28 protein-coding genes are annotated in these 25,285 nt (G+C 39.5%); 26 read left to right on the top strand and 2 right to left on the bottom strand.

What is annotated here, in order from left to right:
- The first annotated feature begins 69 nt into the window (after positions 1–69).
- The 22 genes from FC64_RS00835 to FC64_RS00735 all read left to right on the top strand — a co-directional run bounded on the left by FC64_RS00835 (position 70) and on the right by FC64_RS00735 (position 18,114).
- Entirely contained in the window at positions 70–762 is a 693-nt protein-coding gene (locus FC64_RS00835; protein ID WP_057906110.1) for a Bax inhibitor-1/YccA family protein, read from the top strand.
- A gap of 87 nt (positions 763–849) precedes the next feature.
- Positions 850–3,528, top strand: a complete 2,679-nt coding sequence (gene polA, locus FC64_RS00830) for a DNA polymerase I (RefSeq protein ID WP_057906109.1) — start codon at positions 850–852, stop codon at positions 3,526–3,528.
- 12 nt (positions 3,529–3,540) lie between these two features.
- Positions 3,541–4,368 carry a DNA-formamidopyrimidine glycosylase gene (gene mutM, locus FC64_RS00825; RefSeq protein ID WP_057906108.1) on the top strand — a complete coding sequence of 276 codons (828 nt, stop codon included), beginning with the start codon at positions 3,541–3,543 and terminating at the stop codon, positions 4,366–4,368.
- Positions 4,368–4,982 (top strand): dephospho-CoA kinase, encoded by a 615-nt coding sequence (coaE, locus tag FC64_RS00820; protein WP_057906107.1) that lies wholly within the window; start codon positions 4,368–4,370, stop codon positions 4,980–4,982. The genes mutM and coaE overlap by 1 nt, the downstream gene beginning before the upstream one ends.
- On the top strand, positions 4,983–5,447 hold the full coding sequence (gene nrdR / locus FC64_RS00815; RefSeq protein WP_057906106.1) for a transcriptional regulator NrdR: 465 nt from the start codon (positions 4,983–4,985) through the stop codon (positions 5,445–5,447).
- Between the two features lie 17 nt (positions 5,448–5,464).
- Positions 5,465–6,817 carry a DnaD domain protein gene (locus FC64_RS00810; RefSeq protein WP_057906105.1) on the top strand — a complete coding sequence of 451 codons (1,353 nt, stop codon included), beginning with the start codon at positions 5,465–5,467 and terminating at the stop codon, positions 6,815–6,817.
- Positions 6,817–7,749 (top strand): primosomal protein DnaI, encoded by a 933-nt coding sequence (gene dnaI, locus FC64_RS00805; RefSeq protein WP_057906104.1) that lies wholly within the window; start codon positions 6,817–6,819, stop codon positions 7,747–7,749. The genes FC64_RS00810 and dnaI overlap by 1 nt, the downstream gene beginning before the upstream one ends.
- 280 nt (positions 7,750–8,029) lie before the next feature.
- Complete coding sequence (gene thrS / locus FC64_RS00800; protein ID WP_057906103.1) at positions 8,030–9,970, top strand: threonine--tRNA ligase; 1,941 nt, start codon at positions 8,030–8,032, stop codon at positions 9,968–9,970.
- Positions 9,971–10,202: 232 nt separating this feature from the next.
- On the top strand, positions 10,203–10,703 hold the full coding sequence (infC, locus tag FC64_RS00795; RefSeq protein ID WP_057827883.1) for a translation initiation factor IF-3: 501 nt from the start codon (positions 10,203–10,205) through the stop codon (positions 10,701–10,703).
- A 29-nt stretch (positions 10,704–10,732) separates the two neighbouring features.
- Positions 10,733–10,933: a 50S ribosomal protein L35 gene (gene rpmI / locus FC64_RS00790; protein WP_057827884.1), complete on the top strand. Its 201-nt coding sequence runs from the start codon at positions 10,733–10,735 to the stop codon at positions 10,931–10,933.
- Positions 10,934–10,993: 60 nt separating this feature from the next.
- Positions 10,994–11,353: a 50S ribosomal protein L20 gene (gene rplT / locus FC64_RS00785; protein ID WP_057827885.1), complete on the top strand. Its 360-nt coding sequence runs from the start codon at positions 10,994–10,996 to the stop codon at positions 11,351–11,353.
- Between the two features lie 96 nt (positions 11,354–11,449).
- A complete protein-coding gene (locus tag FC64_RS00780) occupies positions 11,450–11,983 on the top strand; it encodes a YqeG family HAD IIIA-type phosphatase (protein WP_057906102.1) in 534 nt (177 codons plus the stop codon).
- Positions 11,976–13,088: a ribosome biogenesis GTPase YqeH gene (yqeH, locus tag FC64_RS00775; protein ID WP_057906101.1), complete on the top strand. Its 1,113-nt coding sequence runs from the start codon at positions 11,976–11,978 to the stop codon at positions 13,086–13,088. Before FC64_RS00780 ends, yqeH begins: the two co-directional genes overlap by 8 nt.
- Before the next feature lie 10 nt (positions 13,089–13,098).
- Entirely contained in the window at positions 13,099–13,410 is a 312-nt protein-coding gene (yhbY, locus tag FC64_RS00770; RefSeq protein WP_057827888.1) for a ribosome assembly RNA-binding protein YhbY, read from the top strand.
- A 15-nt stretch (positions 13,411–13,425) separates the two neighbouring features.
- A complete protein-coding gene (locus FC64_RS00765) occupies positions 13,426–14,061 on the top strand; it encodes a nicotinate-nucleotide adenylyltransferase (RefSeq protein ID WP_057906100.1) in 636 nt (211 codons plus the stop codon).
- Positions 14,054–14,653: a bis(5'-nucleosyl)-tetraphosphatase (symmetrical) YqeK gene (yqeK, locus tag FC64_RS00760; protein WP_420805055.1), complete on the top strand. Its 600-nt coding sequence runs from the start codon at positions 14,054–14,056 to the stop codon at positions 14,651–14,653. The genes FC64_RS00765 and yqeK overlap by 8 nt, the downstream gene beginning before the upstream one ends.
- A gap of 18 nt (positions 14,654–14,671) precedes the next feature.
- Positions 14,672–15,028, top strand: a complete 357-nt coding sequence (rsfS, locus tag FC64_RS00755; RefSeq protein WP_057906098.1) for a ribosome silencing factor — start codon at positions 14,672–14,674, stop codon at positions 15,026–15,028.
- A 3-nt stretch (positions 15,029–15,031) separates the two neighbouring features.
- Entirely contained in the window at positions 15,032–16,183 is a 1,152-nt protein-coding gene (locus FC64_RS00750) for a nucleotidyltransferase (protein ID WP_057906097.1), read from the top strand.
- Between the two features lie 62 nt (positions 16,184–16,245).
- Positions 16,246–16,812 (top strand): YceD family protein, encoded by a 567-nt coding sequence (locus tag FC64_RS00745; protein ID WP_057906096.1) that lies wholly within the window; start codon positions 16,246–16,248, stop codon positions 16,810–16,812.
- Between the two features lie 65 nt (positions 16,813–16,877).
- A complete protein-coding gene (gene rpmF / locus FC64_RS07275; protein ID WP_081035587.1) occupies positions 16,878–17,060 on the top strand; it encodes a 50S ribosomal protein L32 in 183 nt (60 codons plus the stop codon).
- Between the two features lie 155 nt (positions 17,061–17,215).
- On the top strand, positions 17,216–17,800 hold the full coding sequence (gene yihA / locus FC64_RS00740) for a ribosome biogenesis GTP-binding protein YihA/YsxC (RefSeq protein ID WP_057906095.1): 585 nt from the start codon (positions 17,216–17,218) through the stop codon (positions 17,798–17,800).
- Positions 17,801–17,814: 14 nt separating this feature from the next.
- On the top strand, positions 17,815–18,114 hold the full coding sequence (locus FC64_RS00735; RefSeq protein WP_057828090.1) for a nucleoside triphosphate pyrophosphohydrolase family protein: 300 nt from the start codon (positions 17,815–17,817) through the stop codon (positions 18,112–18,114).
- A gap of 203 nt (positions 18,115–18,317) precedes the next feature.
- Here the strand turns inward: FC64_RS00735 and FC64_RS07360 are convergent, their stop codons facing one another.
- Complete coding sequence (locus tag FC64_RS07360) at positions 18,318–18,464, bottom strand: SPJ_0845 family protein (RefSeq protein ID WP_202987227.1); 147 nt, start codon at positions 18,462–18,464, stop codon at positions 18,318–18,320.
- Between the two features lie 84 nt (positions 18,465–18,548).
- On the opposite strand from FC64_RS07360, the gene uvrC reads away from it, so the two are divergent.
- The 3 genes from uvrC to obgE all read left to right on the top strand — a co-directional run bounded on the left by uvrC (position 18,549) and on the right by obgE (position 23,330).
- A complete protein-coding gene (uvrC, locus tag FC64_RS00730) occupies positions 18,549–20,363 on the top strand; it encodes an excinuclease ABC subunit UvrC (RefSeq protein ID WP_057906094.1) in 1,815 nt (604 codons plus the stop codon).
- 63 nt (positions 20,364–20,426) lie between these two features.
- Positions 20,427–21,875: an amino acid permease gene (locus FC64_RS00725; protein WP_057906093.1), complete on the top strand. Its 1,449-nt coding sequence runs from the start codon at positions 20,427–20,429 to the stop codon at positions 21,873–21,875.
- A gap of 141 nt (positions 21,876–22,016) precedes the next feature.
- The gene (gene obgE / locus FC64_RS00720; protein WP_057906139.1) at positions 22,017–23,330 is read left to right on the top strand and encodes a GTPase ObgE; all 1,314 of its coding nucleotides are present in this window, start codon (positions 22,017–22,019) and stop codon (positions 23,328–23,330) included.
- A 5-nt stretch (positions 23,331–23,335) separates the two neighbouring features.
- On the opposite strand, the gene FC64_RS00715 is transcribed toward obgE, so the two are convergent.
- On the bottom strand, positions 23,336–23,626 hold the full coding sequence (locus tag FC64_RS00715) for a hypothetical protein (RefSeq protein ID WP_057906092.1): 291 nt from the start codon (positions 23,624–23,626) through the stop codon (positions 23,336–23,338).
- 129 nt (positions 23,627–23,755) lie between these two features.
- On the opposite strand from FC64_RS00715, the gene FC64_RS00710 reads away from it, so the two are divergent.
- Positions 23,756–25,213: an NCS2 family permease gene (locus FC64_RS00710; RefSeq protein ID WP_057906091.1), complete on the top strand. Its 1,458-nt coding sequence runs from the start codon at positions 23,756–23,758 to the stop codon at positions 25,211–25,213.
- Positions 25,214–25,285: the final 72 nt, after the last annotated feature.

Here is a 25,285-nt window from a genome sequence, read left to right as displayed (position 1 = left end):
TTATGTTAGGGAAAAGCCTTTTTTATGTGCTATAATCTTCTCTACAAATGAATTAGAAGGAGAGTTTTTATGAATAATTTTGATCAACAAAGCTCAATTAACATGCGGGGCTTGAACCAGTTCTTGTCACGGATGTATGGCTACATGGCAGGAGCAATCGCAATTTCGGCCGTGATGGCGTTTATTACAGTTAAATATTTACAATATACGATTTTCAGTAGTCCGGTAATAATGATCGTTTTAGGGATTGTTTCAATTGTGATGGTGTTCTCACTGTCATATAATCCAAATCGGTCGGCGGCTGCAAGTATTTTAATGCTTTTTGGCTATGCGGCGATTGAGGGAATTTTCTTCTCATCGATTTTAGCGGTTTACACGATGAAGAACATCACGATGGCATTTGTTTCGGCAGCCGTTGTCTTTGTGGTTTTAAGTCTGTTTGGTCTAAATACTAAGAAGGACCTATCACGGTTTGGTCGGCAAGCATTTGCAGCACTGATTGCATTACTGATTGTTTCATTGATCAATTTGTTCTTGCACAGTGCCGCAATTGAATACATTTTTTCGTATGTTGGGGTTGTGATCTTTACGATCTTAACCGCGTGGGATACGCAAAACATGAAGAATATTTACCTTCAATACGGTGATCAATATGAAGTTAACGGTTTAGCAGTTAATGGCGCTTTACAGCTTTACCTTGATTTCATCAACATGTTTATCTACCTTATTCAAATTTTTGGTCACAACGATAATCAAAACTAAAATAAAAGTCGCGGAATTTCCGCGATTTTTATTTTGCACGAATGATTTGGTAGAATAAGAGTAATAATAAGAACGAGGAAAAGGTTAATGACAGATTCAACGAAAAAATTATTATTGATTGATGGAAATAGTGTTGCCTTTCGGGCATTTTATGCACTATATAACCAGGTTGAAAAATTTACGAACCATGATGGCTTGCATACGAATGCAATCTATAGCTTTAAGATCATGTTGGATAAGTTACTGAAGCAAATTGATCCGACAAATATTTTAGTTGCATTTGATGCTGGAAGAACAACGTTTAGAACTGAAAAGTATGCTGATTATAAAGGACAACGGAGTAAAACGCCTCGGGAACTTTCAGAACAATTTCCATTTTTGCGGGAAATGCTTACGGATTACGGAATCAAAAGCTACGATTTGAAAAATTATGAAGCCGATGATATTATCGGAACCCTTGCTAAAGAAGCAGAAGGCGAAGGCTTTCAAATTACGATCGTAACCGGAGATCGGGACTTAACGCAACTTGCAACGGATCAAACAACGGTTGCAATTACGAAAAAGGGGGTTTCTGAAATTGAAGAATATACTCCTGAGCACATTGAAGAAAAGTTTGGATTAAACCCGCGGCAAATTATTGACATGAAAGGCCTTGTGGGTGATACTTCCGATAATTATCCTGGAGTAACCAAGGTCGGTGAAAAGACCGCAATCAAGTTATTGAAAAAGTATGGCTCAATTGAAGGCATTTATGACCAAATCGATGAGATGCGGCAAACCAAGATGAAAGAACACTTAATTGAGGATAAGGGACAAGCATTTATGAGCAAGGATCTTGCTCGGATTCGGCAGGATGCGCCAATTGAATTGAAAATCAAAGATACTGAATGGACTGGAATTGATTACGAAAAATTAGAAAATTTTTATCAACAGATGGACTTTAATCGATTCTTGACGGAACTCCATCAAAATCAAGGAGCAGTAAGTGCTGAAAGCGCATCGCCGGTTGAAGCAATCAATTACATTGAATTAACTTCAACTAACCTTACAGAATTAGGAGAAATTGATGATTCTTCAGTCACGTTCCATCTTGAAATGGACGGAGAAAATTATCATAAAGCACCGATTATCGGATTTGCAATTTTGAAGGGCGATAAATATTTTGTTTCAAATCAGCCAAAATTGTTAGACCAGCCAGTTCTTAAAGAACTGCTTGAAAAAGCAACTTTGGATGTCTTTAACGCTAAACGAAATTACGTTGGATTAAATCGGCTTGGGATTCACATGGCTCCCGTTGACTTTGATTTATTATTGGTTTCATACTTGTTAAATAATACCGATAATAGTGATGATTTGGGTAAACTTGCGCATGAACACCAATATTATCAGGTTCAAAGTGATGAAGAAGTGTATGGCAAAGGTGCCAAGCGATCAGTTCCCGTTGATCAGCCAGAATTTTTACAGCATTTAGCTCATAAAGTTCAAGCGATTCATGATTTGAAATCCCAGTTAATGGATGAATTAGATGACCATGAACAGACTAAATTATATGAAACGATTGAACGGCCATTGTCGATTGTTCTTGCACAAATGGAAATTGCAGGAATTAAAGTTGATATTGACCGGCTAATGCAGATGCGCAGCGAATTTAAAGAACGGTTAGCTGAAATTGAACAGCAGATTTATCAAGAAGCCGGCGAAGAATTCAATATCGGGTCACCCAAACAATTAGGGGTAATTTTATTTGAAAAATTAAAATTACCGGTTATTAAGAAGACTAAGACCGGATATTCAACGGCAGTCAGTGTTCTTGAAAAACTTCGAGGATTAAATCCAATTATTGATAATATTTTACTGTATCGACAGCTTTCAAAGCTTCAATCAACTTATGTTGAAGGCTTATTGAAGGTTGTCTTTAAGGAAGATAGCAAAGTCCATACTAGGTATACCCAAACGTTGACGTCAACGGGGCGGTTGTCTTCGGTTGATCCCAACTTGCAAAATATTCCGGTTCGGCTTGAAGAAGGACGGAAAATTCGTCAAGCATTTGTTCCAAGTCATTCAGGATGGCAGATTCTTTCATCTGATTATTCTCAAATTGAATTGCGGGTCTTAGCCCACATTTCAGGTGATGAGAACATGCAGGAAGCGTTCAAAACTGGGGCAGATATTCACGCAAGCACCGCGATGAAAATCTTTAATTTGGATAGTCCGGATGAAGTTACGCCAAATATGCGTCGGCAAGCAAAAGCCGTAAACTTCGGAATTGTTTACGGAATCAGCGATTTTGGTTTAGCGCAAAATATCGGCATCACTCGCAAGACAGCTAAAAAATTTATTGAAACGTATTTTGAATCATTTCCAGGAGTCCACAAGTATATGACGGGAATCGTTGAATTGGCAAAGAAACAGGGATATGTTGAAACACTATTCCATCGGCGGCGGTATTTACCAGAAATCAACAGTAAAAATTATAATTTGCGGTCATTTGCTGAACGGACAGCAATGAATTCGCCAATTCAAGGAAGCGCAGCGGATATTATTAAAATTGCAATGATTCGGATGCAAAAAATGCTTTGCAAAAAGGGATTAAAGGCTAAAATGTTACTTCAAGTTCACGATGAACTGATTTTTGAAGCACCGAAAGAAGAAATTCCAGTACTTAAAGAACTCGTTCCGAAAGTGATGGATTCAGCGGTCGATTTAGCTGTTCCGTTGAAAGTTGAAAGTGCTTCAGGCGATACGTGGTTTGATGCAAAAAAATAAGAGGTGAGAGCAATGCCGGAATTACCAGAAGTTGAAACAGTTCGTCGGGGAGTTGCATCCCAGGTATTAAACGTTCCAATCAAGGAAATCGATGTCAACTACGAAAAAATGATTAATAATGACGTTGATGATTTTAAAAAGAAATTAACGGGACAAAAGATTATCCGGATCGATCGCCGAGGAAAGTATTTGCTTTTTCGATTTACCGGAAATTTAACGATGATTTCCCATCTTCGAATGGAAGGCAAATACATCATTGAAGATCACAATGCTCCGATGGAAAAACATAGTCATGTAATTTTTGAACTCACAGATGGACGCGATTTACGATATAACGATTCACGAAAATTTGGCCGGATGCAACTGATGCAAACAGGCGAAGAACTTGAATTTCCGGGAATCAAGAAACTTGGCCCAGAACCGTTGAGTAGTGATTTTACGGTTGATGATTTTTTTAATCGACTTCAGAAAAAGAAAAAAATGATCAAACCAGCTCTTCTTGATCAAACAGTTGTTACGGGGCTTGGAAATATCTATGTTGATGAGGTTTTATGGATGAGTAAAATTCATCCGCAAACTCCGGCCAATCATTTGACCAGAAAAGATGTGCAAAAGTTGCATGATAATATTATTAAGGAATTGAATTTAGCAATCGATGCACAGGGAACGACGGTCTTTTCATTTAAAAACGCATATAGTCATGCAGGACAGTTTCAAGATCAGTTGCATGTCTATCGAAAAACAGGCGAACCTTGCGAACGGTGCCATACCCCGATTGAGCGACTAGTTGTTGGCCAACGGGGGACGCATATTTGTCCAAAGGAGCAGAAAATCAAATAATGACATATGTTTTAGGATTGACTGGCGGAATTGCTTCTGGAAAATCAACAGTCAGCAAGATTTTAGCATCGTATGGAGCTGAAATTATTGATGGCGACGTGATCGCACGTCAGTTGCAGCAACCAGGCGAAGAAGGATTACGCCAGATCGAGTTTCAATTTGGCAAAGAGTATTTGAATGCAGATGGCAGTCTGAATCGGACAAAACTTGGTGATTTAGTTTTTAATGAGCCTGCAGAGCTGGCAAAATTAAATCAGATTATGCGGCCGTTGATTCATCAACGAATTATTGAGCGGTTAAAACAGGCCAAGGAAGCAAAGGTTAAATTAGCAGTCATCGATATTGCACTGCTTATTGAAGGGCATTACTTGGATTTGTGTACCAGTACGATGATGATCGAAACGACAAGTGAAAAGCAGCTTTTGAATTTAATGAACCGGAATCATTTATCAAAAGAACAGGCGCAAGCGCGAATCAATGCTCAAATGAGTAATTGCGAACGGGCAAAGCATGTTGATGAAGTGATTACCAATAACGGGTCAGTTGAAGAATTAAAGCTAAAAATGATAAAATGGTTGACATCAAAGCATTTATTGGGAAGCGAGGTGGAGTAAATGTTATGTCCGCAATGTCACAATAATAGTTCTCGGGTTGTTGATAGTCGGCCCGCTGATAACGGTAATGCAATTCGACGGCGGCGGGAATGTGAAAAATGCGGCTACCGGTTCACGACGTTTGAACGAGTCGAAGCAACTCCATTATTAGTAATTAAGAAGAATGGAAATCGGGAAGAATTTAACCGTGATAAAATTTTGCATGGAATTATGCGTGCTGCAGAAAAACGTCCGGTTAGTATGGATAAAATTACCGATATTGTTGATGAAGTTGAACGGAAAATTCGCGCAGTCGGCGGAACCGAAGTTTCAAGTCAATTGATTGGTGAATACGTAATGAATATTTTAGCAGATGTGGATGATGTAACTTACATTCGCTTTGCAAGTGTTTACCATGAATTTAAGGATATGCAATCATTTGCAGATGAACTGCAAGAATTAATGCAACGGAACAAGCAGAAATAAATTAAGGAGGAAGGAACTTGAATCAAATTCATATTTTAGCAACTGATAAATTTAAGGTTGTTTCCAAGGCACTTCCTCAAGAATTTCAATTTCAAACGCTTACGAAATTATACCAATCTTTTATTGGCGCAACGGCAGTTGCCCTTTACGCGTCACTGACAGCTGAAGTTCAGACCGGTGACTGGGATCAACTCCCGGAATGGAATCATGAGCAGTTTTTAGTTCGGCTCGGAATTAATATCCAGCAATTTACAACTGCCAAAGAAAAGCTTGAAGCAGTTGGATTAATGCGAACGCAGTTTAACGCGCAAAAGCATTGTTTTTTGTACGAAATGCTTCCAGCTAAAAGCGGAAGTGCATTCTTTGAAGATCAGGTTTTAAGTAGTTTATTGATGGAATATGTTGGTGAGCAGCAGTTTGCCCAGTTACTGAATTCCTTTGAAGGTAATCATTGGAATCGGCACGCATTTCGCGATGTGTCGAAAAAATTAACGGATGTTTTTCGGATAAAAGGACAGCCTTCGGTCACCGTTGCTTCAGTTAAAGCAGCACCAGTGGCTGATTTAAAGATGAAGATCAATGTTCAACTATTAAAGCAGTTGTTGACGAAGACCTTCGTTAATCAGCAATCGGTTGCCCAAAATTTACAAACCGTGAATACGGTTGCTGTGATGTATGGGCTTGATGAAGTTCAAATTGTCCGCTTGCTGGAAGAAGCGGTTGACGTTAATCATCAAGATGATGTTAACTGGAACCGATTCCGGGCGTTGGCAAGTCAGCAGTATGAATTTACGATGAAACCGGCCAAGAATGACGATTCAAATTTTGACACTGAAATTCAACAATCAAGTCACCTGGTAAATACTGCAGATCAAGAGTTGATCAATGCTTGTCAACAGTATGCACCAATGGAATTTTTAACGGCATTGAAAGATGAGCAGGGGCAAACGGTCACGCATGAAGAGCAGATTACAATTCAACGGGCAGTTGAAGCGCAACGACTTGCTCCCGCTGTCATTAACGTATTGACGCATTACATGTTGGTTAACGAAAACATGGATTCGCTAAATCAAAAGTATTTTGAGCGAACTGCCAATAATTGGTTAAAAAATAAGATTGATACTCCTGAAAAGGCAATTGCTTATGTGCGTGAATGGCAAAAGAAAAGACAACGACCACAGCAAACTTCTCGGTATGCGCGGCGGTCTCAATATGCGGAAAAATTACCGGCATGGGCGCAAAAGAAAAAGAATCAATTAACGGTTAAAGACCAAAATCAGCCTAAAGATCAATCTGTAAATGTTAATCAGGACATTTCCCGGTTAATGCAGCGAATTAATCACAAGACCCCGAAAGGAGATGAACGTTAATGGATAATATCAGTGATGGATTAAAACGGCGTTTTCGCGATCCGAAGATGCGGGAACAATATCTTAAGTTATTTGATGATGTCGTTAAAGATCCGACAGTTGCTCAGTTTTTGAAGGATAATCAAGAACGGTTATCAAAGCAGGACATTATTACGGGTTTCAGCAAACTGTATGAATTTGTAAATTTACGCAAAGAATTAGCTGCTGGAAAGCAGACCTTTGCACCGGGGTATGAACCGCAACTGATCGTCAGCAATCATCATATTGAAGTGGTTTATCATCCAACAGCCAAAATGGTTGAACAGCAACAAGCTCACCAACGGCAAAAAATGGTTGGAATGATTAACCTTCCAAAGGGATTACGGAATGCTCGAATTGAAGACTATGATATTTCCGGCCGTGAAGAACCATTACGGGCAGCGTTAACATTCATTGATGAGTGCATTGATTATCAAAAAAAAGGTCATTTTCCGAAAGGGCTTTATTTATCCGGTAGTCTTGGGGTTGGGAAAACTTATCTTTTGGCTGCAATCGCGAATAAATTAGCTGAAAACGGTATTCAGTCAATGATGATCCACTTTCCGTCATTTAGTGTTGAAATGACAGGAGCAATTCAAAACGGGAATCCTAATCAGATTTTGAATCAGATTAAAAAGGTTCCAGTTTTAATGCTCGATGATATTGGAGCAACCCGGTTAACAAGCTGGATGCGGGATGATGTTCTAGGAATTATTTTGGAATATCGAATGCAAAATGAATTGCCGACGTTGTTTAGTTCTAATCTTTCGATGAAAGATTTGCAAGAACAATATTTAACCTATAACAATCGCGGGGACAGCGAACCGTTGAAGGCAATGCGGATTATGGAACGCATCAAGTTTTTGGCAAACGAATACCAAATGATTGGTTCGAATCGAAGAAATCCAGAATAACTATTGCCAAATAAAAAGATTTATGGTTCAATGTATTCAAGAAAGACAAACGGATCGTTAACTTCAGGGAAGGAGATCGTGACTGAAAGTCTCCTAACTAACGAGCTTACCACTTTCAGTTTTCTCACTTAGTCGTGGGCGTGTTGTTGCGTTAAAGCAGAATGAGAGGTATTAGTTAGATACCTAAAACTGGGTGGAACCACGTTAACGAACGTCCCAATACTGAAATGTCAGTATTGGGACGTTTTTTTGTTTGTCCGACTTTGAAGGAGGAAGAAAAATGGCAGAAGTCAACATTCAGTTTCCAGACGGAACGGTTAAACAATTTGAAAAGGGCGTAACGGTTGAAGAAATTGCCAAATCAATCAGTATCAGTTTGGCGAAGAAAGCTGTTGCTGGTAAATTTGACGGCAAATTGGTTGGTTATCATGATACCCTTGAACAAGATGGTTCAATTGAAATTATCACGAAAGACAGCGAAGATGGATTAGTTATTCTTTGGAATACGGTTGCTCAAATTTTGAAGCATGCATTGCATAACATGTACCCGAAGATGAAGTTTGGTGAAAGCTTAGCAACTGAACATGGCTTTTGCTTAGACACCGATAACGCTGATGGTCAAATTTCGGAAGATGAATTTGAAAAGATTACTGCTGAAATGAACAAGTTGATCAAGCAGAACATTGCAATTGAAAAGATCATGGTTCACGTTGATGAAGCATTATCAATGGTTGAAGGCGATGAATATCAAACAGCCTTAATCAATGAAAAAGCTGTTGATGGTCAAGTTGAAATGTATCAACAAGGCGATTTCAAGTATTTAGGCGGCGTTCAATTACCAGCAACTGGGGCAGTTAAAGTCTTCCAAATCTTATCAGTTGCTGGGGCATACTGGAAAGGTGCTTCAAGCAATCCAATGCTTCAACGGGTATACGGAACAGCATTTTACAAGCAAAAAGACTTGGATGCTGAATTGGAGCGCCGGAAAGAAGCCCAAGAACGTGATCACCGGGTAATCGGGAACAAATTAGATTTATTCTTTGTTGATCCCAAAGTCGGTGCCGGATTACCATACTGGATGCCAAAGGGGGCTACGATTCGGCGGACGATTGAACGGTACATCATTGACAAGGAAGTTGCCGATGGATACGAACACGTTTATACGCCAGTTTTGATGAACTTGAATGCTTATAAGCAATCAGGTCACTGGGATCACTACCATGATGATATGTTCCCACCAATGGACATGGGCGATGGTGAATTTCTTGAATTGCGGCCAATGAACTGTCCGTCACATATTCAAATTTACAAGCATCACAAACGTTCATACCGTGAATTGCCATTGCGGATTGCTGAAATTGGAATGATGCATCGCTATGAAAAATCAGGAGCTCTTTCAGGCTTACAACGGGTTCGTGAAATGGAATTGAATGATGGGCACACATTCGTTGCATTAGATCAAATTCAAGATGAATTTTCAAAGATCTTACGGTTGATCATGGATGTTTACAAAGACTTTAACATTACAGATTACACATTCCGGTTAAGCTATCGCGATCCAAAAAATACTGAAAAGTACTTTGATGACGATGAAATGTGGGAAAAATCACAAAAGATGTTGAAGGGTGCCATGGATGATCTTGGTTTGGAATACTATGAAGCAGAAGGCGAAGCTGCATTCTATGGCCCTAAATTGGATATTCAAACGAAGACAGCCCTTGGAACGGAAGAAACAATGTCGACGATTCAACTTGACTTCTTGCTTCCAGAACGCTTTGATTTGAAGTACACCGGCACTGATGGTGAAGAACACCGGCCAATCATGATCCACCGTGGAGTTGTCGGAACAATGGAACGGTTCACTGCTTATTTAACTGAAATTTACAAGGGAGCATTTCCAACATGGCTTGCCCCGGAACAAGTTGCAATTATTCCGGTTAAAAACGATCTTCATCTTGACTATGCTAAGGAATTAGCAAATAAGTTAGTTGCTCATAACATTCGGATCAAGATGGACGATCGGAACGAAAAGATGGGTTACAAGATTCGGCAAGCCCAAGTCAACAAAATTCCATACACATTGGTTGTCGGTGATAATGAAAAAGCTAACGGCACGGTTACAGTTCGGAAATATGGTGAAGACAAACAAACAACCATGGCGTTTGATGAATTTGTTACAATGCTCAACCACGATATTGAAACATACAGTCGCGAAGATTAATTTAGGCTTGACAGTGTAGTTTTAAACTGATAAACTACTTAAAGTTGAGAAAAAAGCAGAGGCAAAAGCTTCTCGCCTAGCAGACAAGAAAGTCTCCGGGCAGAAATTAAGAAATTAATTCCGTTAAAAGCGGCTTTAATGACCTCTGTTTGAAATGTTTAAACAGAGGTTTTTTTATCTGCATTTTCTCTCTGAATTTATTTGGAGGTGAAGTATCATAGCAGTAGACAAGATGGTTAATGACGGCATTCGTGCTCGTGAAGTTCGTTTGATTAGCAGTAATGGTGATCAGCTTGGAGTTAAATCAAAGCGCGAAGCTTTACAAATTGCTGAACAAGAAAACCTTGACTTGGTTTTAGTTGCTCCGAAGGCAAAGCCGCCGGTTGCAAAGGTAATGGATTACGGGAAGTACCGTTTTGAATTACAAAAGAAGCAACGCGAAGCTCGGAAAAAGCAAAAGACCGTTAATGTTAAGGAAGTTCGGTTAAGCCCAACGATTGACACGAATGACTTTAATACAAAGATGAAGAACGCACGGAAGTTCCTTGCGAAGGGAGACAAAGTTAAGGTTTCAATTCGCTTCAGAGGACGTGCCATTACACATAAAGACATCGGACGTGAAGTTCTGAGTCGCTTTGCTGAGGAAACAAAGGATGTTGCATCCGTTGAATCAAAGGCAAAGATGGATGGAAGAAGCATGTTTTTAATGCTTGCACCTAAAACTGAAAAATAGGTGAGTAGATTAATAGGAGGATTTTGATTATGCCAAAAATGAAAACACACCGCGCATCAGCAAAACGTTTTAAGCGTACAGGAAAGGGCGGTTTAAAGCGTCATCACGCATATACATCACACCGTTTCCACGGTAAGACGATCAAGCAACGTCGTCAATTACGAAAGGCAGGCATGGTATCTTCATCAGATATGAAGCGTATCAAGCAAATGCTTTCACAAATGAAATAATTATTACGAGATAAATTTTTGACAGGACCAAATCGGTTCTAACTTAGAGGAGGAATTTTCATGCCACGTGTTAAAGGTGGAACAGTTACACGCCAACGTCGTAAAAAAATGATCAAATTAGCCAAGGGTTACCGCGGTTCAAAGCACATTCAATTCAAGGTTGCTAAGCAACAAGTAATGAAGTCATACCAATATGCATTCCGTGACCGTCGGAAGACAAAATCAAACTTCCGTAAATTATGGATTGCACGGATCAATGCTGCAGCTCGGATGAACGGAATCAGCTACAGCAAATTAATGCACGGCTTGAAGTTAGCTGAAATTGAAGTTAACCGCAAGATGCTTGCTGACTTAGCTGTTAGCGATGCAGATGCATTCAAGGCACTTGTTGACGAAGCTAAGAAAGCTTTAGCAAAATAATTGATCTTTTAAATAATGGAGGCTGTGACGCTTGTCGCAGCCTCTTTGTTATTTTATAATTTTTAATATCGAATTATTAAAAATAGGAGCGATTGAATGTTAAATCAATTTAAACCTACATGGATGATCGAATCGATTTATACTCTTATGCCAGACGAACTTAAAGCAAATGGCATTAAGGCGATTTTAACGGATTTGGATAATACGTTGATTGCCTGGAATAATCCAAGCGGGACACAAGAACTTCGACAATGGTTAAATGAAATGAAAGCAAATCAAATTCCAGTGATCGTGGTTTCAAACAATAACCATAAACGAGTGGAAAAAGCGGTTCAACGCTTTGATTTACCGTTTGTTGCTCGGGCATTAAAGCCATTCAAAACGGGAATCCAAAAGGCATTAAAAGAGTATCAGCTTCAACCAGATGAAGTGGTGATGGTCGGCGATCAAATGCTGACCGATGTTTTAGCAGCCAACCGGATGAATATTCGTAGTATTTTGGTGAAGCCATTAACGCAAACGGACGCTTGGAATACGCGCATTAACCGGTTAATGGAACGTAAGATTCAAGCACAATTAATGAAGAAAAAAAATTTTAAAATTCAATGGAGGAACCATCTCGATGACTGATGAATTAAGATGCATTGGATGCGGTGCGGTGATTCAAACAATGAATCCGGATAAGGCTGGATATACGCCGCAATCTGCGTTAAACAAACAAAAAGATGAGGTGTATTGCCAACGTTGTTTCCGACTAAGACACTATAATGAAATTGCCGATGTTGATTATAGCGATGATGACTTTTTACGTTTCTTGAATCAATTAAGCGATAAAGAAGCATTGATCGTTAATGTAATTGACATTTTTGACTTTACCGGTTCTTTAATTCCGGGATTACAACGATTTGTCGGCAATAATCCAATCTTATTGGTTGGAAATAAGGAAGATTTGCTTCCGCGGTCATTAAAGCGTTCAAAGATCAAGGATTGGATGCGGCAATCTGCTAATAAAGCGGGGTTGCGTCCAATTGATGTTTTCTTAACGAGTGCCAAGAAGGGCGGCCAAGTTGATGAATTATTGGCTGCAATTGAAAAATATCGTGAAGGCCGTGATGTTTACATTGTCGGGGTCACGAACGTTGGAAAGTCAACCTTGATCAATCGCATTATTAATCAGTTGACGGGGGTTCAGGAATTGATTACAACATCGAAGTTTCCTGGAACAACCTTAGATCGAATTGAAATTCCGTTGGATGATGGGCACTTTTTAATTGATACACCTGGGATCATTCACCGAAATCAAATGGCGCACTATCTTTCACCCAAGGAATTAAGACTTGCAACGCCGCAAAAGGAAATCAAACCCAAAACATATCAGTTACAAGCAGGTCAAACGCTCTTTTTAAGTGCTTTAGCACGATTTGATTTTATTAAAGGACCAAAAGAACGAAATGGTATTGCGATCTACCTTGATAATAATTTAAAGGTTCACCGGACAAAACTGGCCAATGCAGATCAATTTTACGCTAAGCATGCCGGTGAGATATTGCAACCACCAACAAAGAAAGAATTGGAAACAACTTTCCCGAAACTTGTTCGGTATGAATTTAAGACAACGGAAAAAAGCGATCTTGTGTTTGCTGGTCTTGGATGGGTCACGGTACCAAAGAACAGTAATATCGCCGGTTGGGCCCCAGAGGGAGTTGGCGTCACGATTCGAAAAGCAATGATTTAGAGGTGAAAAAATGAAATTACGTGGAAAACAAAAACGGTATTTAAGAAGCCAAGCCCATTCAATGCGGCCGCTTTTCCAAATCGGAAAGGATGGAATTGATAAAGAGTGGCTAAAGCAGGTTAAAAATGCCCTTGAAAAGCGCGAATTGATCAAAGTTAATATTTTGAATAACTCATTGTTAGAAACTGACGAGGTTCAGGAATACATTGAACAAAATTCTGATATTCAGGTTGTTCAAGTGATCGGCCATACGCTTGTTTTGTTTAAACGGGCCCAGAAGCCGGAGCACCGTCACTATTCTGAAGAAGTTGCGCGGATTTAGAAGAGGGGCTTTGAAATGGAAAAGCAACGGGTAATCACGCCTGAAGTTCAAGTTTTTAGCAAGGTTGAATTTGATGCTCCGCAAAAAAGAATTGGAATTTTAGGCGGAACGTTTAATCCGCCGCATTTAGGTCATTTAATGATTGCTGATCAGGTTCAAAGTCAGTTGGGATTAGATCAGGTGTTGTTCATGCCGGATAACATTCCGCCGCACATTGATCATAAAGATGCGATTGATGCGCGTCATCGGCTCAAGATGCTGCATTTATGCGTCGATGATAATCCAAAGTTTGGAATCGAAGATTATGAAATCAAACGCGGCGGGGTCAGTTATAGCATTGATACGATGAAAGCTCTGACTCAGCAACATCCTGAAAATCAATATTACTTTATAATTGGCGGCGATATGGTAGAATATTTACCGAAATGGCGGGAGATTGACGAACTGGTCAAGCTTGTTCAATTTGTTGGCGTTGGCCGCCCAGGATTTCATAAGCATAGTCAATATCCAATCTTGTGGGTCGACGTTCCTGAGACGGAGATCAGTTCAACTTTGATTCGGCAAAAAGTCAGAAATGGTTGTTCGATCAAGTATCTTGTTCCGGATACAGTTGAACAATACATTAATGAGGAGAATTTATATTTTGACTGAAATCGAATATCAAAAACACTATTATTCTGGTTCGCGTTCAGAATTAGTTCAGAAATTAAAGAACTCGTTAAATAAGCAATCACGCTTTGAACACTGTTTACGGGTTGAACAAACTGCGATTCAACTTGCAAAGCTTAACCATGAGAACGTTGAAAAAGCAGCAGTTGCCGGATTGATTCATGATTATGCCAAGGAACGAACGGCAGAAGAATTTAAACGGATGATTATTGCTAAAAAGATGGATCCAGACCTATTAAACTGGGGCAATTTCATTTGGCACGGGGAAGTCGGCGCTGAAATCATTCAGGATGAATTAAAAATCACGGATGAAGAAATCTTGAATGCGGTTCGACGTCATACAGTTGGTGCAGTCCAAATGACAACGCTTGATAAGATTGTTTACGTGGCTGATTACATTGAACCCGGACGTGATTTTCCAGGGGTAAATTATGCACGGGAAGTGGCGTTGGCTGATTTAGATGATGGGGTGCGTTATGAAACCCAGCATACATTGCAGTATTTGTTAGAAAATAATCAAAGGATTTATCCGGCTGCAATTTTAACATATAACCAGTGGAATGCTGAAAATTAATGAAAAGGTGGAATTTAAATGAATGAAAGTAAGGAATTATTAAAAACAGTTGTTGAAGCTGCCGACAATAAGCGGGCAGAAGATATTATCGCATTAGATGTTCAAAACATCAGTTTGTTAGCGGATTATTTTGTAATCATGCAAGCTGACTCAGACCGACAAGTCAAGGCAATTGCCGAAAATATTGAAGAACAAGCCGAAGAAAAAGGTTATGATGTGCTTGACGTTGAAGGAAAAAACGGTGCAAGTTGGGTTTTAATTGACCTTGGCGATGTGGTTGCTCATGTATTTAAAGCTGAAACCCGGAAATTTTATAACCTGGAGAAGCTATGGGCAGATGCTAATGACGTCGATATTTCAGCGTGGATCAAGTAATCGATGCAACGTACTATAGGAATAATTACCGAATACAATCCGTTTCATAACGGTCATCTTTATCAGATTCGGCAAGTAAAAAAACAATTTCCCAATGCCCCATTGGTAATTGCAATGAGTGGAAATTTTTTGCAACGTGGAGAACCAGCAATTATTGATAAATGGCATCGTGCAGCTGAATGTTTAGCGAACGGTGCGGATTTAGTGATGGAATTGCCTTTAATGGCAGCTGTTCAACCGGCTGATCGGTTTGCGTATTATGGCGTTTGGACGCTTGCACAGATGGGAGTCACGGATTTATTTTTTGGGGCGGAACACGCAGAATTTGACTTTATGCACGATGCACATAAAGCAATAGAAATTATTGGGAATTTTAATCAGTATCACGAATCTTTTGCGAAAACTTATCAACAGGTTGTTACTGAGAAAGTTGGTCATCCGGTTGATCAACCGAATGATTTGTTAGGGTTGGCATATGCGAAGGCTAATTTAAAGCTAAAGGCAGGCATTAACCTTCATCCAATTCAACGGAAGAATGCAAATTATCATGACATTGAATTAAATGATGCGGGAACGATTGCAAGCGCATCAGCGATCCGGGAAGCCTTGCATCGTCAAAATCAAGATTTTGAAAAATTTGTACCGCAGCAAACAGCACATGATTTAAAAATGCAACGGTTAGTATCATGGAATGATTTTTGGATGCATCTTAAAATGGAATTATTAACGCATTCAGCACAAGAGCTGGAGAAGATTTATGGAATGGCTGAAGGAATTCAATACCGAATGATTGCGATGGCTCAGCGAAGTGAATTCGCTGGCAATTTTGATTCATGGATTAAGGCGGTTAAAAATAAACGGTTTACGTATACTCGGTTAAGCCGATTAGCAACGATGACGTTATTGCATATTTCCTGGGATGATGTTGCTTCATTTGAATCGCGGCCGTATTTGCGGGTGTTAGGTTTTTCTAAAAAAGGGCAAGCGGTTTTGCACGAAGCCAAAAAGAACTGTGATTATCCAATTATTACAAATGTTTCTCAAGATGAGAAAAAAGGAATTTTAAGAATTGATTACCGCGCCGGAAAAGTTTATCAAGCAGTGTGCGGGAATGAACAGGATTTAAAACACGCTCCAGTTATGACTGTCAAGTAGATTAACTTGACAGTGATTGGGATTCTAAGTATAATCGATGTGTTGCATTAGGAGGCAAGAAAATGAAGTGGTCATTAAACGAATTACGTCAGGCAAAGGAAACGCCTATTGAGTTTGATACAACCCTTGATTTGGAAGCAGCATTAAAGAAACGTCGGAATGATTTGATTTCGGCCACTCCGGTTCAAGTTGAAGGCGTCTTTACGGTTGATCAACGGGGAATTTTAGGAAGCTTTAATGTGAAAACTAAAATTCAAGTTCCGTCAACCCGGACATTTGAACCCGTAACAATTCCGCTCGACTTTGATTTTTCAGAATACTACATCAGTCATCATCAAAGCAATCTATCGCAATTTGATGACTTAGACGTGGTAATTGTACTTGAAAATGATGTGTTAACACTTGAAGATGTAATTATTGACAATATTCTTGTTCAAATTCCAATGCAAGTTCTGAGTGAAAAAGAACAACATGCAGAATTCAGTGAGATGCCTCAAGGGAAGAGCTGGGGCGTTTTGACAGAAGATCAGTTGAAAAATAACGCTCACCGAAAAGATCAAATTGATCCGCGGATGGCAAAATTAAAAGATTTTTTCAAAAACGACAATCAGAAGAATTCGGATGAGTAGTTGTCAAATTTAAGATTTGCAAGTATAATTGTTCTTGTCGATTATTTTGAAGGAGGTGGCTCTCGATGGCAGTACCAGCACGTAAAACATCAAAGACACGTAAGAGATTACGTCGGACAAATTACAAATTGTCAGTACCTGGTATGAGCGCATGCCCAAATTGTGGTGAATTACGTCGTTCACACCGTGTATGCCCAAGTTGTGGTTACTATGGTGATCGCGAAGTTGTTAAAGTAAAGAACAACTAATTTTTTAAAATTGAAGAATAAAAAGATCGATGGGACCATGGCCCTCAATCTTTTTGCGGCACATCAGTGTGAACTGAAGTGCTATTTTTTTACCATTGATTAAATTCCTATGCTAGAATGGAAAGCAGATACTATCAGAAGAAAGGAATTAACACATGGATGTGCATAACGTTGAACTCACGATTAGTGCAGTTCGTCCAGATCAATATCCAAAAGATGGATTACCGGAAATCACATTAACCGGCCGGTCAAATGTCGGCAAATCGTCGTTGATTAATACATTGATCAACCGGAAGAAGCTTGCCCATACGTCAAGTCAGCCGGGGAAAACACAAACGTTGAATTTCTATCGGATCGAAGATACAGTATATTTTGTTGATGTTCCGGGATATGGATACGCCAAGGTTTCACAAAAGAGCCGCGAAAAGTGGGCTGAAATGATTGAAACCTACTTTGCTCAACGCGAAGAAACGTGCGGGGTTGTTTCACTTGTTGATGCGCGGCATGCACCAACGAAGCTTGATCAGCAGATGATCAACTTTATCCATTATTATGAATTGCCGTTATTAGTCGTTGGAACAAAGATCGATAAAGTTCCGAAAAGTAAATGGAATAAAGCCGAAAGCCAAATTCGCAAGGGATTGCATTTAAGCGGCGATGATCAATTACAATTATTCTCATCTCAAACCCGCTATGGTAAAGAAGAAGTTTGGGATTGGATTGAAAAGCATACGATGTAAGGAAGGAAAATCAAATGGAATTTAATGAGTATCAAGAAGCAGCAAACCGAACCCTTTACGGAACAGAACAGGTTTTAACTAACTGCGCGTTAGGGTTAGCAGGTGAAAGCGGCCAAGTCATCGACCTTGTAAAGGCATATACGTTTAAGGGCCAAAAATTAGATAAAAAGCAATTAACTCATGAAATGGGAGACGTTCTTTGGTACTTGTCTCAAATCGCTGAATGGGCAGGAATTCCGTTTGACGAAGTTGCGAAGGAAAATATTGAAACGCTGAATAAGCGTTATCCCAATGGATTTAAAAGCGAAAATTAGTGAAAATGAAGATGTGACAAAACGTTAAAGACGAGTGTGATGGAAGCAGAAAAGCGAACGAATCGCGTCAGCACAGATTCGAAGATTTTCGAACTTCCCTAGTTTTGCGTCGCAGCTCCGTTTGTTTTGGAACCCGATTATGTGGAAATAACAACGAAATAGCGCAATGAGGCTGCGACGTGGGTCGCAGCCTCATTTAAATATTATTTTTCTTTCTTTTGGGAATCGTTTTTATTTTGCGAGTCCTTTTCAGGATCTTTCGGTTTATTATTTGATGTGTTAGTTGGATCAATTGCAAATTCATCAAATAATTTTTCAAGGTTTGTTTGCCGGTTGATCTTTAAACTCATAATTCGACTTCTTTCTATTACATTTTCCTTTAGGGTACCAGTTTTTATTTAAGTTTTCAATTCTAAGAAAGGGGGACCATCAAAATGGCAACGGAACATATTGAACGAAAATTAAAATTACTTCCAGATTTACCGGGATGTTATCTGATGAAAGACGTCAACGGACATATTATCTATGTTGGAAAAGCTAAAAATTTGAAGAACCGGGTGCGGTCATATTTCAAAAGCAAACAGGTCGGGAAAAGAGCTCAACTTGTTTCAGAGATTCGGGACTTTGAAACAATCGTTACGTCAACTGATAAGGAAGCTTTTTTGTTGGAAATTACGCTGATTCAAAAGCATCAGCCGTATTATAATACGAAGTTAAAACGCGGAACTGGTTATCCGTACATTAAGATTACCAACGAGCGTGATCCGCAATTGAAGCTTGTAAGCAAGATTAAAAAAGACGGCGGTTACTATTTTGGACCGTATCCAAACGTTTACGCTGCTCAGGAAACGTTGCAGCTTCTTCAAAAGGTATATCCGCTTCGAAGATGCAATGGCCCGCAGAAACGGCCATGTTTGTATTATCATATGGGCCAGTGTTTAGGCGCGTGTTTTAAAGAAGTTCCTAAAGAAAAGTATGATGCTCAAATTGAGAAGATCAAGTCATTTTTAAACGGAAATGTTGCTCCAATCAAAAACGAATTGAAACGAAAGATGGAAGAGGCATCGTCCAAAATGGAATTTGAACGGGCTGCAGAATACCGCGATCAAATTCGTTACATTGCAATGACCGTTGAAAAGCAGAAAATCATTTCAAATGATTATACGACCCGCGATATTTTCGCTTACTACATGGATAAAGGTTGGATCTCGATTCAAGTCTTTTGTATCCGTCAGGCACGATTGATGAAACGGGTCAAACGCCTTTTCCCTTGTATTGATGAACCTGAAGCCGAGTTTACTTCGTTTATTTTGCAATATTATAATCAAAAAAACGTTGTTAAACCGCATGAAGTCCTTGTTCCGCAAAATATCGATTATCAAATTTTAAGTGATATTTTGGGCATTCCGGTTCGAACACCGCAACGGGGGCAGAAACGAGACTTATTGAAAATGGCACAGAAAAATTCACGGCTTGTCCTTAAAGAGAAGTTTCGGCTGCTTGAACTCGATAATCGGAAGACGACCGGCGCGATGAATGAAATTATGGATGCCTTAAAGCTGCCTCATGGTCACCGGATCGAAGCATTTGACCATTCGCATATCCAAGGTCAGGATCTGGTTTCGGCAATGGTTTGTTTTATTGATGGTCAACCGAATAAAAATGAATATCGCAAATATAAATTGAAGACAGTTGATCACGCGGATGAAGCGGCAAGTACTCAGGAGGTTATTTATCGTCGGTACAGTCGACTGCTTAAGGAACATGCACAACTTCCAGATTTGATCTTAATGGATGGGGCGGAAATTCAAATTGACGCTGCCGTTGATGTTTTGCATAACCAGCTTGGAATTGATATTCCGGTTGCCGGAATGGTCAAAAATAATCACCACAAAACGGCGGATCTAATGAATCAAGACGGGGTCAAACTTGAACTTGATCCGAAAAGTCAAGGTTTCTATTTGTTGCAGCGAATTCAGGATGAAGTTCATCGGTTTGCGATTACTTACCATCGACAATTACATTCCAAGAATTCATTGGCATCCCGGCTTGAACAGATCCCAGGAGTAGGGCCAAAAACCCGGACCAAACTTTTGCGAAATTTCCATTCAATTAAAAAAATTACCGAAGCATCGGTTGAAGAAATTCAAAAATTGGGAATTTCAAAGAAGGTTGCGCAAACAATTCATTTAAGTGCTGGTTCGATTGAGGAAGGGCGGCAAGACACCCGATTGATTAGAAAAAATTAAAAATGTATGCTACAATTTTAACCGTCAATTTTGATAACTAATCAATGGACGGAGTGAATTTCATTGGAAAATACAAGTCAGTCCTCAAAACTGCGCTGGTATAACATTGCCTTACTGGCATTTACCGTTGTTTGGGGATTCACGAATGTCGTTAATAACTTTGCTAATCAAGGACTAACCGTTGTTTTCTCATGGATTTTGATTATGTTCCTTTACTTTATCCCGTATACCTTAATGGTTGGACAGTTGGGATCAGCATTTCAAAATTCAGGAGCAGGGGTTAGTTCATGGATCAACGAATTGCTCGGAAGTAAGTGGGCTTACTTAGCCGCCTGGACTTACTGGGTCGTTCACGTTCCATATTTGGCTCAAAAACCGCAAATTATTATGATCAGTTTAAGCTGGCTTTTTCGTGGCAACGGAACTTTTGTTAATGATACCAAGCCGATTGTTGTTCAATTGCTTAGTTTAGTTCTCTTCTTAGGATTTGTATGGCTTGCAACTAAAGGATTAAATGCACTGAAGAAATTAGGGAATATTGCAGGAATTTTGCTGTTGATCATGTCATTCCTGTTCATCATTCTCGGAATCAGTGCACCATTTATTCTTCATACGCGTGTTGCAACGCCGAATATGGGCAATTTGCATGATTACATTCCGAAGTTTAGTTTCCAATACTTGACGACCCTTTCAATGCTGATTTTTGCGGTCGGTGGTTGTGAAAAAATTTCACCATATGTTAACAAGACACACAATGCATCCCGTGAATTTCCAAAGGGCATGCTTGTGTTAGCAATTATTGTTGCTTTGTCAGCAATCTTAGGATCAATTGGAATGGGAATTGTGATCAATGCTCATCATATTCCAAATGACTTGATGTCAAACGGGGCATATGAAGCATTCCAAATTCTTGGACGTTATTACCATGTTGGTAATCTCTTTATGTGGATCTTTGCGATTACTAATACATTAGGTTCAGCTACTGCTTTGGCAGTTTCAATCGATGCGCCATTGCGGATGTTGTTAGATGAGGCTGACGAACGTTTTATTCCAAAGGTTCTTTTGAAGAAGAACAGACATGGAGTATTTATCAATGGCTACAAGATGGTTACGGTTTTAGTTTCGATTTTGATCATTGTTCCGGCTCTCGGAATCAAAGGAATGTCAAACTTGTATAACTGGCTGTTGAACTTAAATTCAATTTGTATGCCAATGCGTTATCTTTGGGTATTCTTAGCATACATTATGCTGGTTAAGTATATGGATAAGTACAAGTCAGACTATGTATTCGTGAAGAGTAAACCGGTTGGCTACGCATTTGGAATTTGGACGTTTGTTTTCACTGCATTTGCATGTATTATGGGAATGGTTCCAAAGGCTAACATGGCCGCATTTGGAACAAGTTCATGGTGGTTCCAAATTGCGATGAACGTTATTACTCCAATCATTTTGATTGCGTTAGGATTGATTCTTCCAGCAATTGCAAGACGGACAAATAAAATTAGTAATTAAAATCAATAATTAAGCACGGCGAACTGGTCGTGCTTTTATTTTTAATCAAAACTTGATATAGTTATAGCGAGTAAAATATGCCAGTTAGAAAGACTGGATCGATAAATAAATCGTAGAAAGAGGAACAAAAATACAATGTCAATGTTTGTTGATCAAATTAAAATTCAAGTTAAAGCCGGGAAAGGCGGCGACGGAATGGTTGCTTTCCGGCGTGAAAAATATGTTCCAAATGGTGGTCCGGCCGGTGGTGACGGTGGTCATGGCGGAAGCATTATTTTAAAGGTCAATAAGGGATTGCGAACCTTGATGGATTTCCGGTATCACCGGATCTTCAAGGCTAAGGCGGGCCAAAACGGTATGATTAAGGGAAAGTATGGTCGCGCAGCTGAAAATCTGTATATCGATGTCCCCGAAGGAACAACGGTCACGGATGCTGATACCGGCGAAGTGTTAGGTGATTTAACGGAGGATAATCAAGAATTGGTCGTTGCTCACGGTGGCCGTGGCGGCCGTGGAAATATTCACTTTGCCAGTCCGAAGAATCCGGCTCCTGAAATTGCTGAAAATGGCGAACCGGGTGAAGAACGGAATTTGAACTTGGAATTAAAGGTTCTGGCCGATGTTGGGTTGGTTGGATTTCCATCCGTCGGAAAGTCAACACTTCTTTCAACGGTTACGAGTGCGAAACCCAAAATCGCTGAATATCATTTCACAACGCTGGTTCCGAACTTAGGGATGGTTCAATTGGATGATGGTCGCGATTTTGTAATGGCTGATTTACCAGGATTGATTGAAGGGGCTTCGCAAGGAATTGGCCTTGGAATCCAATTCTTGCGGCATGTCGAACGGACACGAGTTATTTTGCACTTGATTGATATGTCAGGGGTTGAAGAACGCGATCCCTACGAAGACTTTTTAAAAATCAATGATGAATTGAAGAAATATGATCCGGATTTGTTAAAACGGCCGCAAATCATTGTTGGTTCGAAAATGGATATGCCGGATGCGGCTGAAAATTTAGCAAAGTTTAAGGCAAAAATTGAAAAGGATTATGCTCCATTAGTTCAAGCACCACAAGTAATGGCGATTTCGTCAATTACCCATGAGGGGTTGCAGGATTTGATGCAGGCAACAGCGGACTTATTAGATAAGACGCCACACTTTGAAACGAAGGCAGAAAAGGAAATGGTTGCTAACCATTCTGAATATCGATTTGATGACGGTGAGGACACTCCAGCATTTACAATTTCGCGCGATTCGGACGCAACCTGGGTTCTTTCAGGTGATAAACTTGAAAAGCTCTTTAAGATGACGAATTTGGATCACGATGAAAGTTTACTGCGGTTTACCCGGCAATTGCGGGGCATGGGTGTTGATGACGCGCTTCGGGAACGGGGAGCCAAAGACGGGGATCTAGTTCGCATCGATGATTTTGTCTTTGAATTTTATGCATAATCAATTTATGAAAATAAGATTTTGGATTGGTCAACGATCCGAAAGCCAAAGAGCGGGAATTTTTTCCCGCTTTTTGTTTTGATTAGAATCTTAACGTCGGCATTCAGTGCATTCGCAATCATTTCCAGGACTTTAAATTGAAGGGCACGGTCATGGTAGGGCAAAAGATAAAGAACGTTTTCTTGCTTGTTAAAATCAAAATCTGAGATTGCGACTGAACATAATTCGTTTTCCCAATAACATTGGTATTGAGGATTGAGGCCCTGAGTTGCTTCTTGAAATGTTTGAATTCTCATTTTAAACTCCTTTGTTCGTTATAAGTTGAATAATTATATTAAAAATAATTTCTTATTGATGATTATCTTTTAACTCCGAATAATTTCTGCTATAATGCAGGTAATTTATTTTGAAAGAGGGATTGATTGATGACACGCTTTTTTAAACTGAAAGAAAATAATACAAGCGTCTCAACTGAAATTACTGCGGGGTTAACGACCTTTTTTGCAATGTCGTATATTCTTTTTGTTGCACCGAACATCCTTGGCAAAACCGGGATGCCGACTCAAGGAATCTTTTTAGCAACGATTATTGCATCAGTTGTTAGTACCCTGATCATGGCTTTATTTGCCAATGTTCCGTATGTTCAAGCTCCCGGACTGGGATTGGCAACGTTCTTTACGTATACCGTTGTTTTACAACTCGGATTCAGTTGGCAAGAGGCTTTGGCACTGGTTTTCCTTTGCGGAGTGATCAACGTTACGATCACTTTGACGAAGATTCGGAAGATGATCATCAAATCAATTCCTGAAGTTTTGCAGCACGCCATCAGTGGTGGAATTGGAATGTTTGTTGCCTACATCGGAATTAAAAATGCAGGTTTTCTTAAGTTTACCACTGATTCAAGCGATATTTTAACAGTTAACGATCATCCGTTCAATCAAGCAACAACTCATTTTTCACATGGAATTCAATCAATTGTTTCTGGAAGCGGAATTACCCCGGCATTGATCAATTTTAATCAATCAGGTGCGTTAGTTGCCTTAATTGGATTGTTGATCATGGCATTTTTGATGATCAAAAATGTGCGTGGCGGAATTTTGATTGGAATTATTTTAACAACGTTAATTGGGATTCCATTTGGAGTAACACATTTAAGTCTTGCTAATGCGCCATCATTAGCTGAATCATTCAAAGAACTTGGGGGAACAATAGGGGCGGCATTTGGTCCCCATGGAATGGTGGCATTATTCGATCATCCAAGCCGTTTATTGTTAGCAATTATGACAATTTTTGCGTTCTCATTGACCGATATTTTCGATACGATTGGAACCTTTATTGGAACTGGGAAAAAGTCAGGAATTTTCTCTCAAGCCGATGAAGAAGAATTCTTTAACGGTAAGGGATTTAAGTCAAAGATGGACCGATCATTATTTTCAGATGCTGCTGGTTCAATTGTTGCTGCAATTTGCGGAACATCAAATGTTACGACCTTTGTTGAAAGTGCATCTGGAATCGGTGCCGGCGGGCGGACCGGATTAACAAGTTTGACTGCGGCCGTAATGTTTGCGTTAAGCAGTTTATTGGCACCAGTAATTGCAATTATTCCAACCCAAGCAACGGCTCCGGCATTGATTATTGTTGGCATCATGATGATGAGCTCGTTTAAAGATATTAACTGGTCAAATCTTGAAGATGCGATTCCGGCATTTTTCGCATCCGTCTTCATGGCAATTTGTTATAGTATTTCATACGGAATTGCTGCTGGTTTTATCTTTTACTTATTGATTAAGATCTGCAAAAAGAAATTTAACGAAATTCATCCAATGCTTGTGATCTGCACCATTCTGTTTATTTTGAATTTTGTCGTTTTGGCATTTATTTAACTTTAAAATGCATTTTGTATTTTAGATTGAATGATAGTAAAATTGATAACGGTATATTAGTTCACTAATTAT

It is taken from the genome of Ligilactobacillus araffinosus DSM 20653, assembly GCF_001435375.1.
In the GTDB taxonomy this organism is placed as follows: Bacteria; Bacillota; Bacilli; order Lactobacillales; family Lactobacillaceae; genus Ligilactobacillus; species Ligilactobacillus araffinosus.
Note: the sequence above shows the minus strand (reverse complement) of the source record. Positions and strands in the feature narration are given on the sequence as shown.

Bases quoted from the DNA above. Each gene is read 5' to 3' on its own strand.
- thrS (WP_057906103.1), top strand. From the start codon at position 8,030: ATGGCAGAAGTCAACATTCAGTTTCCAGACGGAACGGTTAAACAATTT.
- FC64_RS00710 (WP_057906091.1), top strand. From the start codon at position 23,756: ATGACACGCTTTTTTAAACTGAAAGAAAATAATACAAGCGTCTCAACT.
- FC64_RS00750 (WP_057906097.1), top strand. From the start codon at position 15,032: ATGCAACGTACTATAGGAATAATTACCGAATACAATCCGTTTCATAAC.
- FC64_RS00735 (WP_057828090.1), top strand. From the start codon at position 17,815: ATGGAATTTAATGAGTATCAAGAAGCAGCAAACCGAACCCTTTACGGA.
- nrdR (WP_057906106.1), top strand. From the start codon at position 4,983: ATGTTATGTCCGCAATGTCACAATAATAGTTCTCGGGTTGTTGATAGT.
- FC64_RS00765 (WP_057906100.1), top strand. From the start codon at position 13,426: ATGGAAAAGCAACGGGTAATCACGCCTGAAGTTCAAGTTTTTAGCAAG.
- obgE (WP_057906139.1), top strand. From the start codon at position 22,017: ATGTTTGTTGATCAAATTAAAATTCAAGTTAAAGCCGGGAAAGGCGGC.
- FC64_RS00715 (WP_057906092.1), bottom strand. From the start codon at position 23,626: ATGAGAATTCAAACATTTCAAGAAGCAACTCAGGGCCTCAATCCTCAA.
- yihA (WP_057906095.1), top strand. From the start codon at position 17,216: ATGGATGTGCATAACGTTGAACTCACGATTAGTGCAGTTCGTCCAGAT.
- FC64_RS00835 (WP_057906110.1), top strand. From the start codon at position 70: ATGAATAATTTTGATCAACAAAGCTCAATTAACATGCGGGGCTTGAAC.
- yqeH (WP_057906101.1), top strand. From the start codon at position 11,976: ATGACTGATGAATTAAGATGCATTGGATGCGGTGCGGTGATTCAAACA.
- rpmF (WP_081035587.1), top strand. From the start codon at position 16,878: ATGGCAGTACCAGCACGTAAAACATCAAAGACACGTAAGAGATTACGT.
- infC (WP_057827883.1), top strand. From the start codon at position 10,203: ATGGTTAATGACGGCATTCGTGCTCGTGAAGTTCGTTTGATTAGCAGT.
- coaE (WP_057906107.1), top strand. From the start codon at position 4,368: ATGACATATGTTTTAGGATTGACTGGCGGAATTGCTTCTGGAAAATCA.
- yhbY (WP_057827888.1), top strand. From the start codon at position 13,099: ATGAAATTACGTGGAAAACAAAAACGGTATTTAAGAAGCCAAGCCCAT.
- FC64_RS00780 (WP_057906102.1), top strand. From the start codon at position 11,450: ATGTTAAATCAATTTAAACCTACATGGATGATCGAATCGATTTATACT.
- FC64_RS00745 (WP_057906096.1), top strand. From the start codon at position 16,246: ATGAAGTGGTCATTAAACGAATTACGTCAGGCAAAGGAAACGCCTATT.
- dnaI (WP_057906104.1), top strand. From the start codon at position 6,817: ATGGATAATATCAGTGATGGATTAAAACGGCGTTTTCGCGATCCGAAG.
- FC64_RS07360 (WP_202987227.1), bottom strand. From the start codon at position 18,464: ATGAGTTTAAAGATCAACCGGCAAACAAACCTTGAAAAATTATTTGAT.
- uvrC (WP_057906094.1), top strand. From the start codon at position 18,549: ATGGCAACGGAACATATTGAACGAAAATTAAAATTACTTCCAGATTTA.
- rsfS (WP_057906098.1), top strand. From the start codon at position 14,672: ATGAATGAAAGTAAGGAATTATTAAAAACAGTTGTTGAAGCTGCCGAC.
- mutM (WP_057906108.1), top strand. From the start codon at position 3,541: ATGCCGGAATTACCAGAAGTTGAAACAGTTCGTCGGGGAGTTGCATCC.
- polA (WP_057906109.1), top strand. From the start codon at position 850: ATGACAGATTCAACGAAAAAATTATTATTGATTGATGGAAATAGTGTT.
- rplT (WP_057827885.1), top strand. From the start codon at position 10,994: ATGCCACGTGTTAAAGGTGGAACAGTTACACGCCAACGTCGTAAAAAA.
- rpmI (WP_057827884.1), top strand. From the start codon at position 10,733: ATGCCAAAAATGAAAACACACCGCGCATCAGCAAAACGTTTTAAGCGT.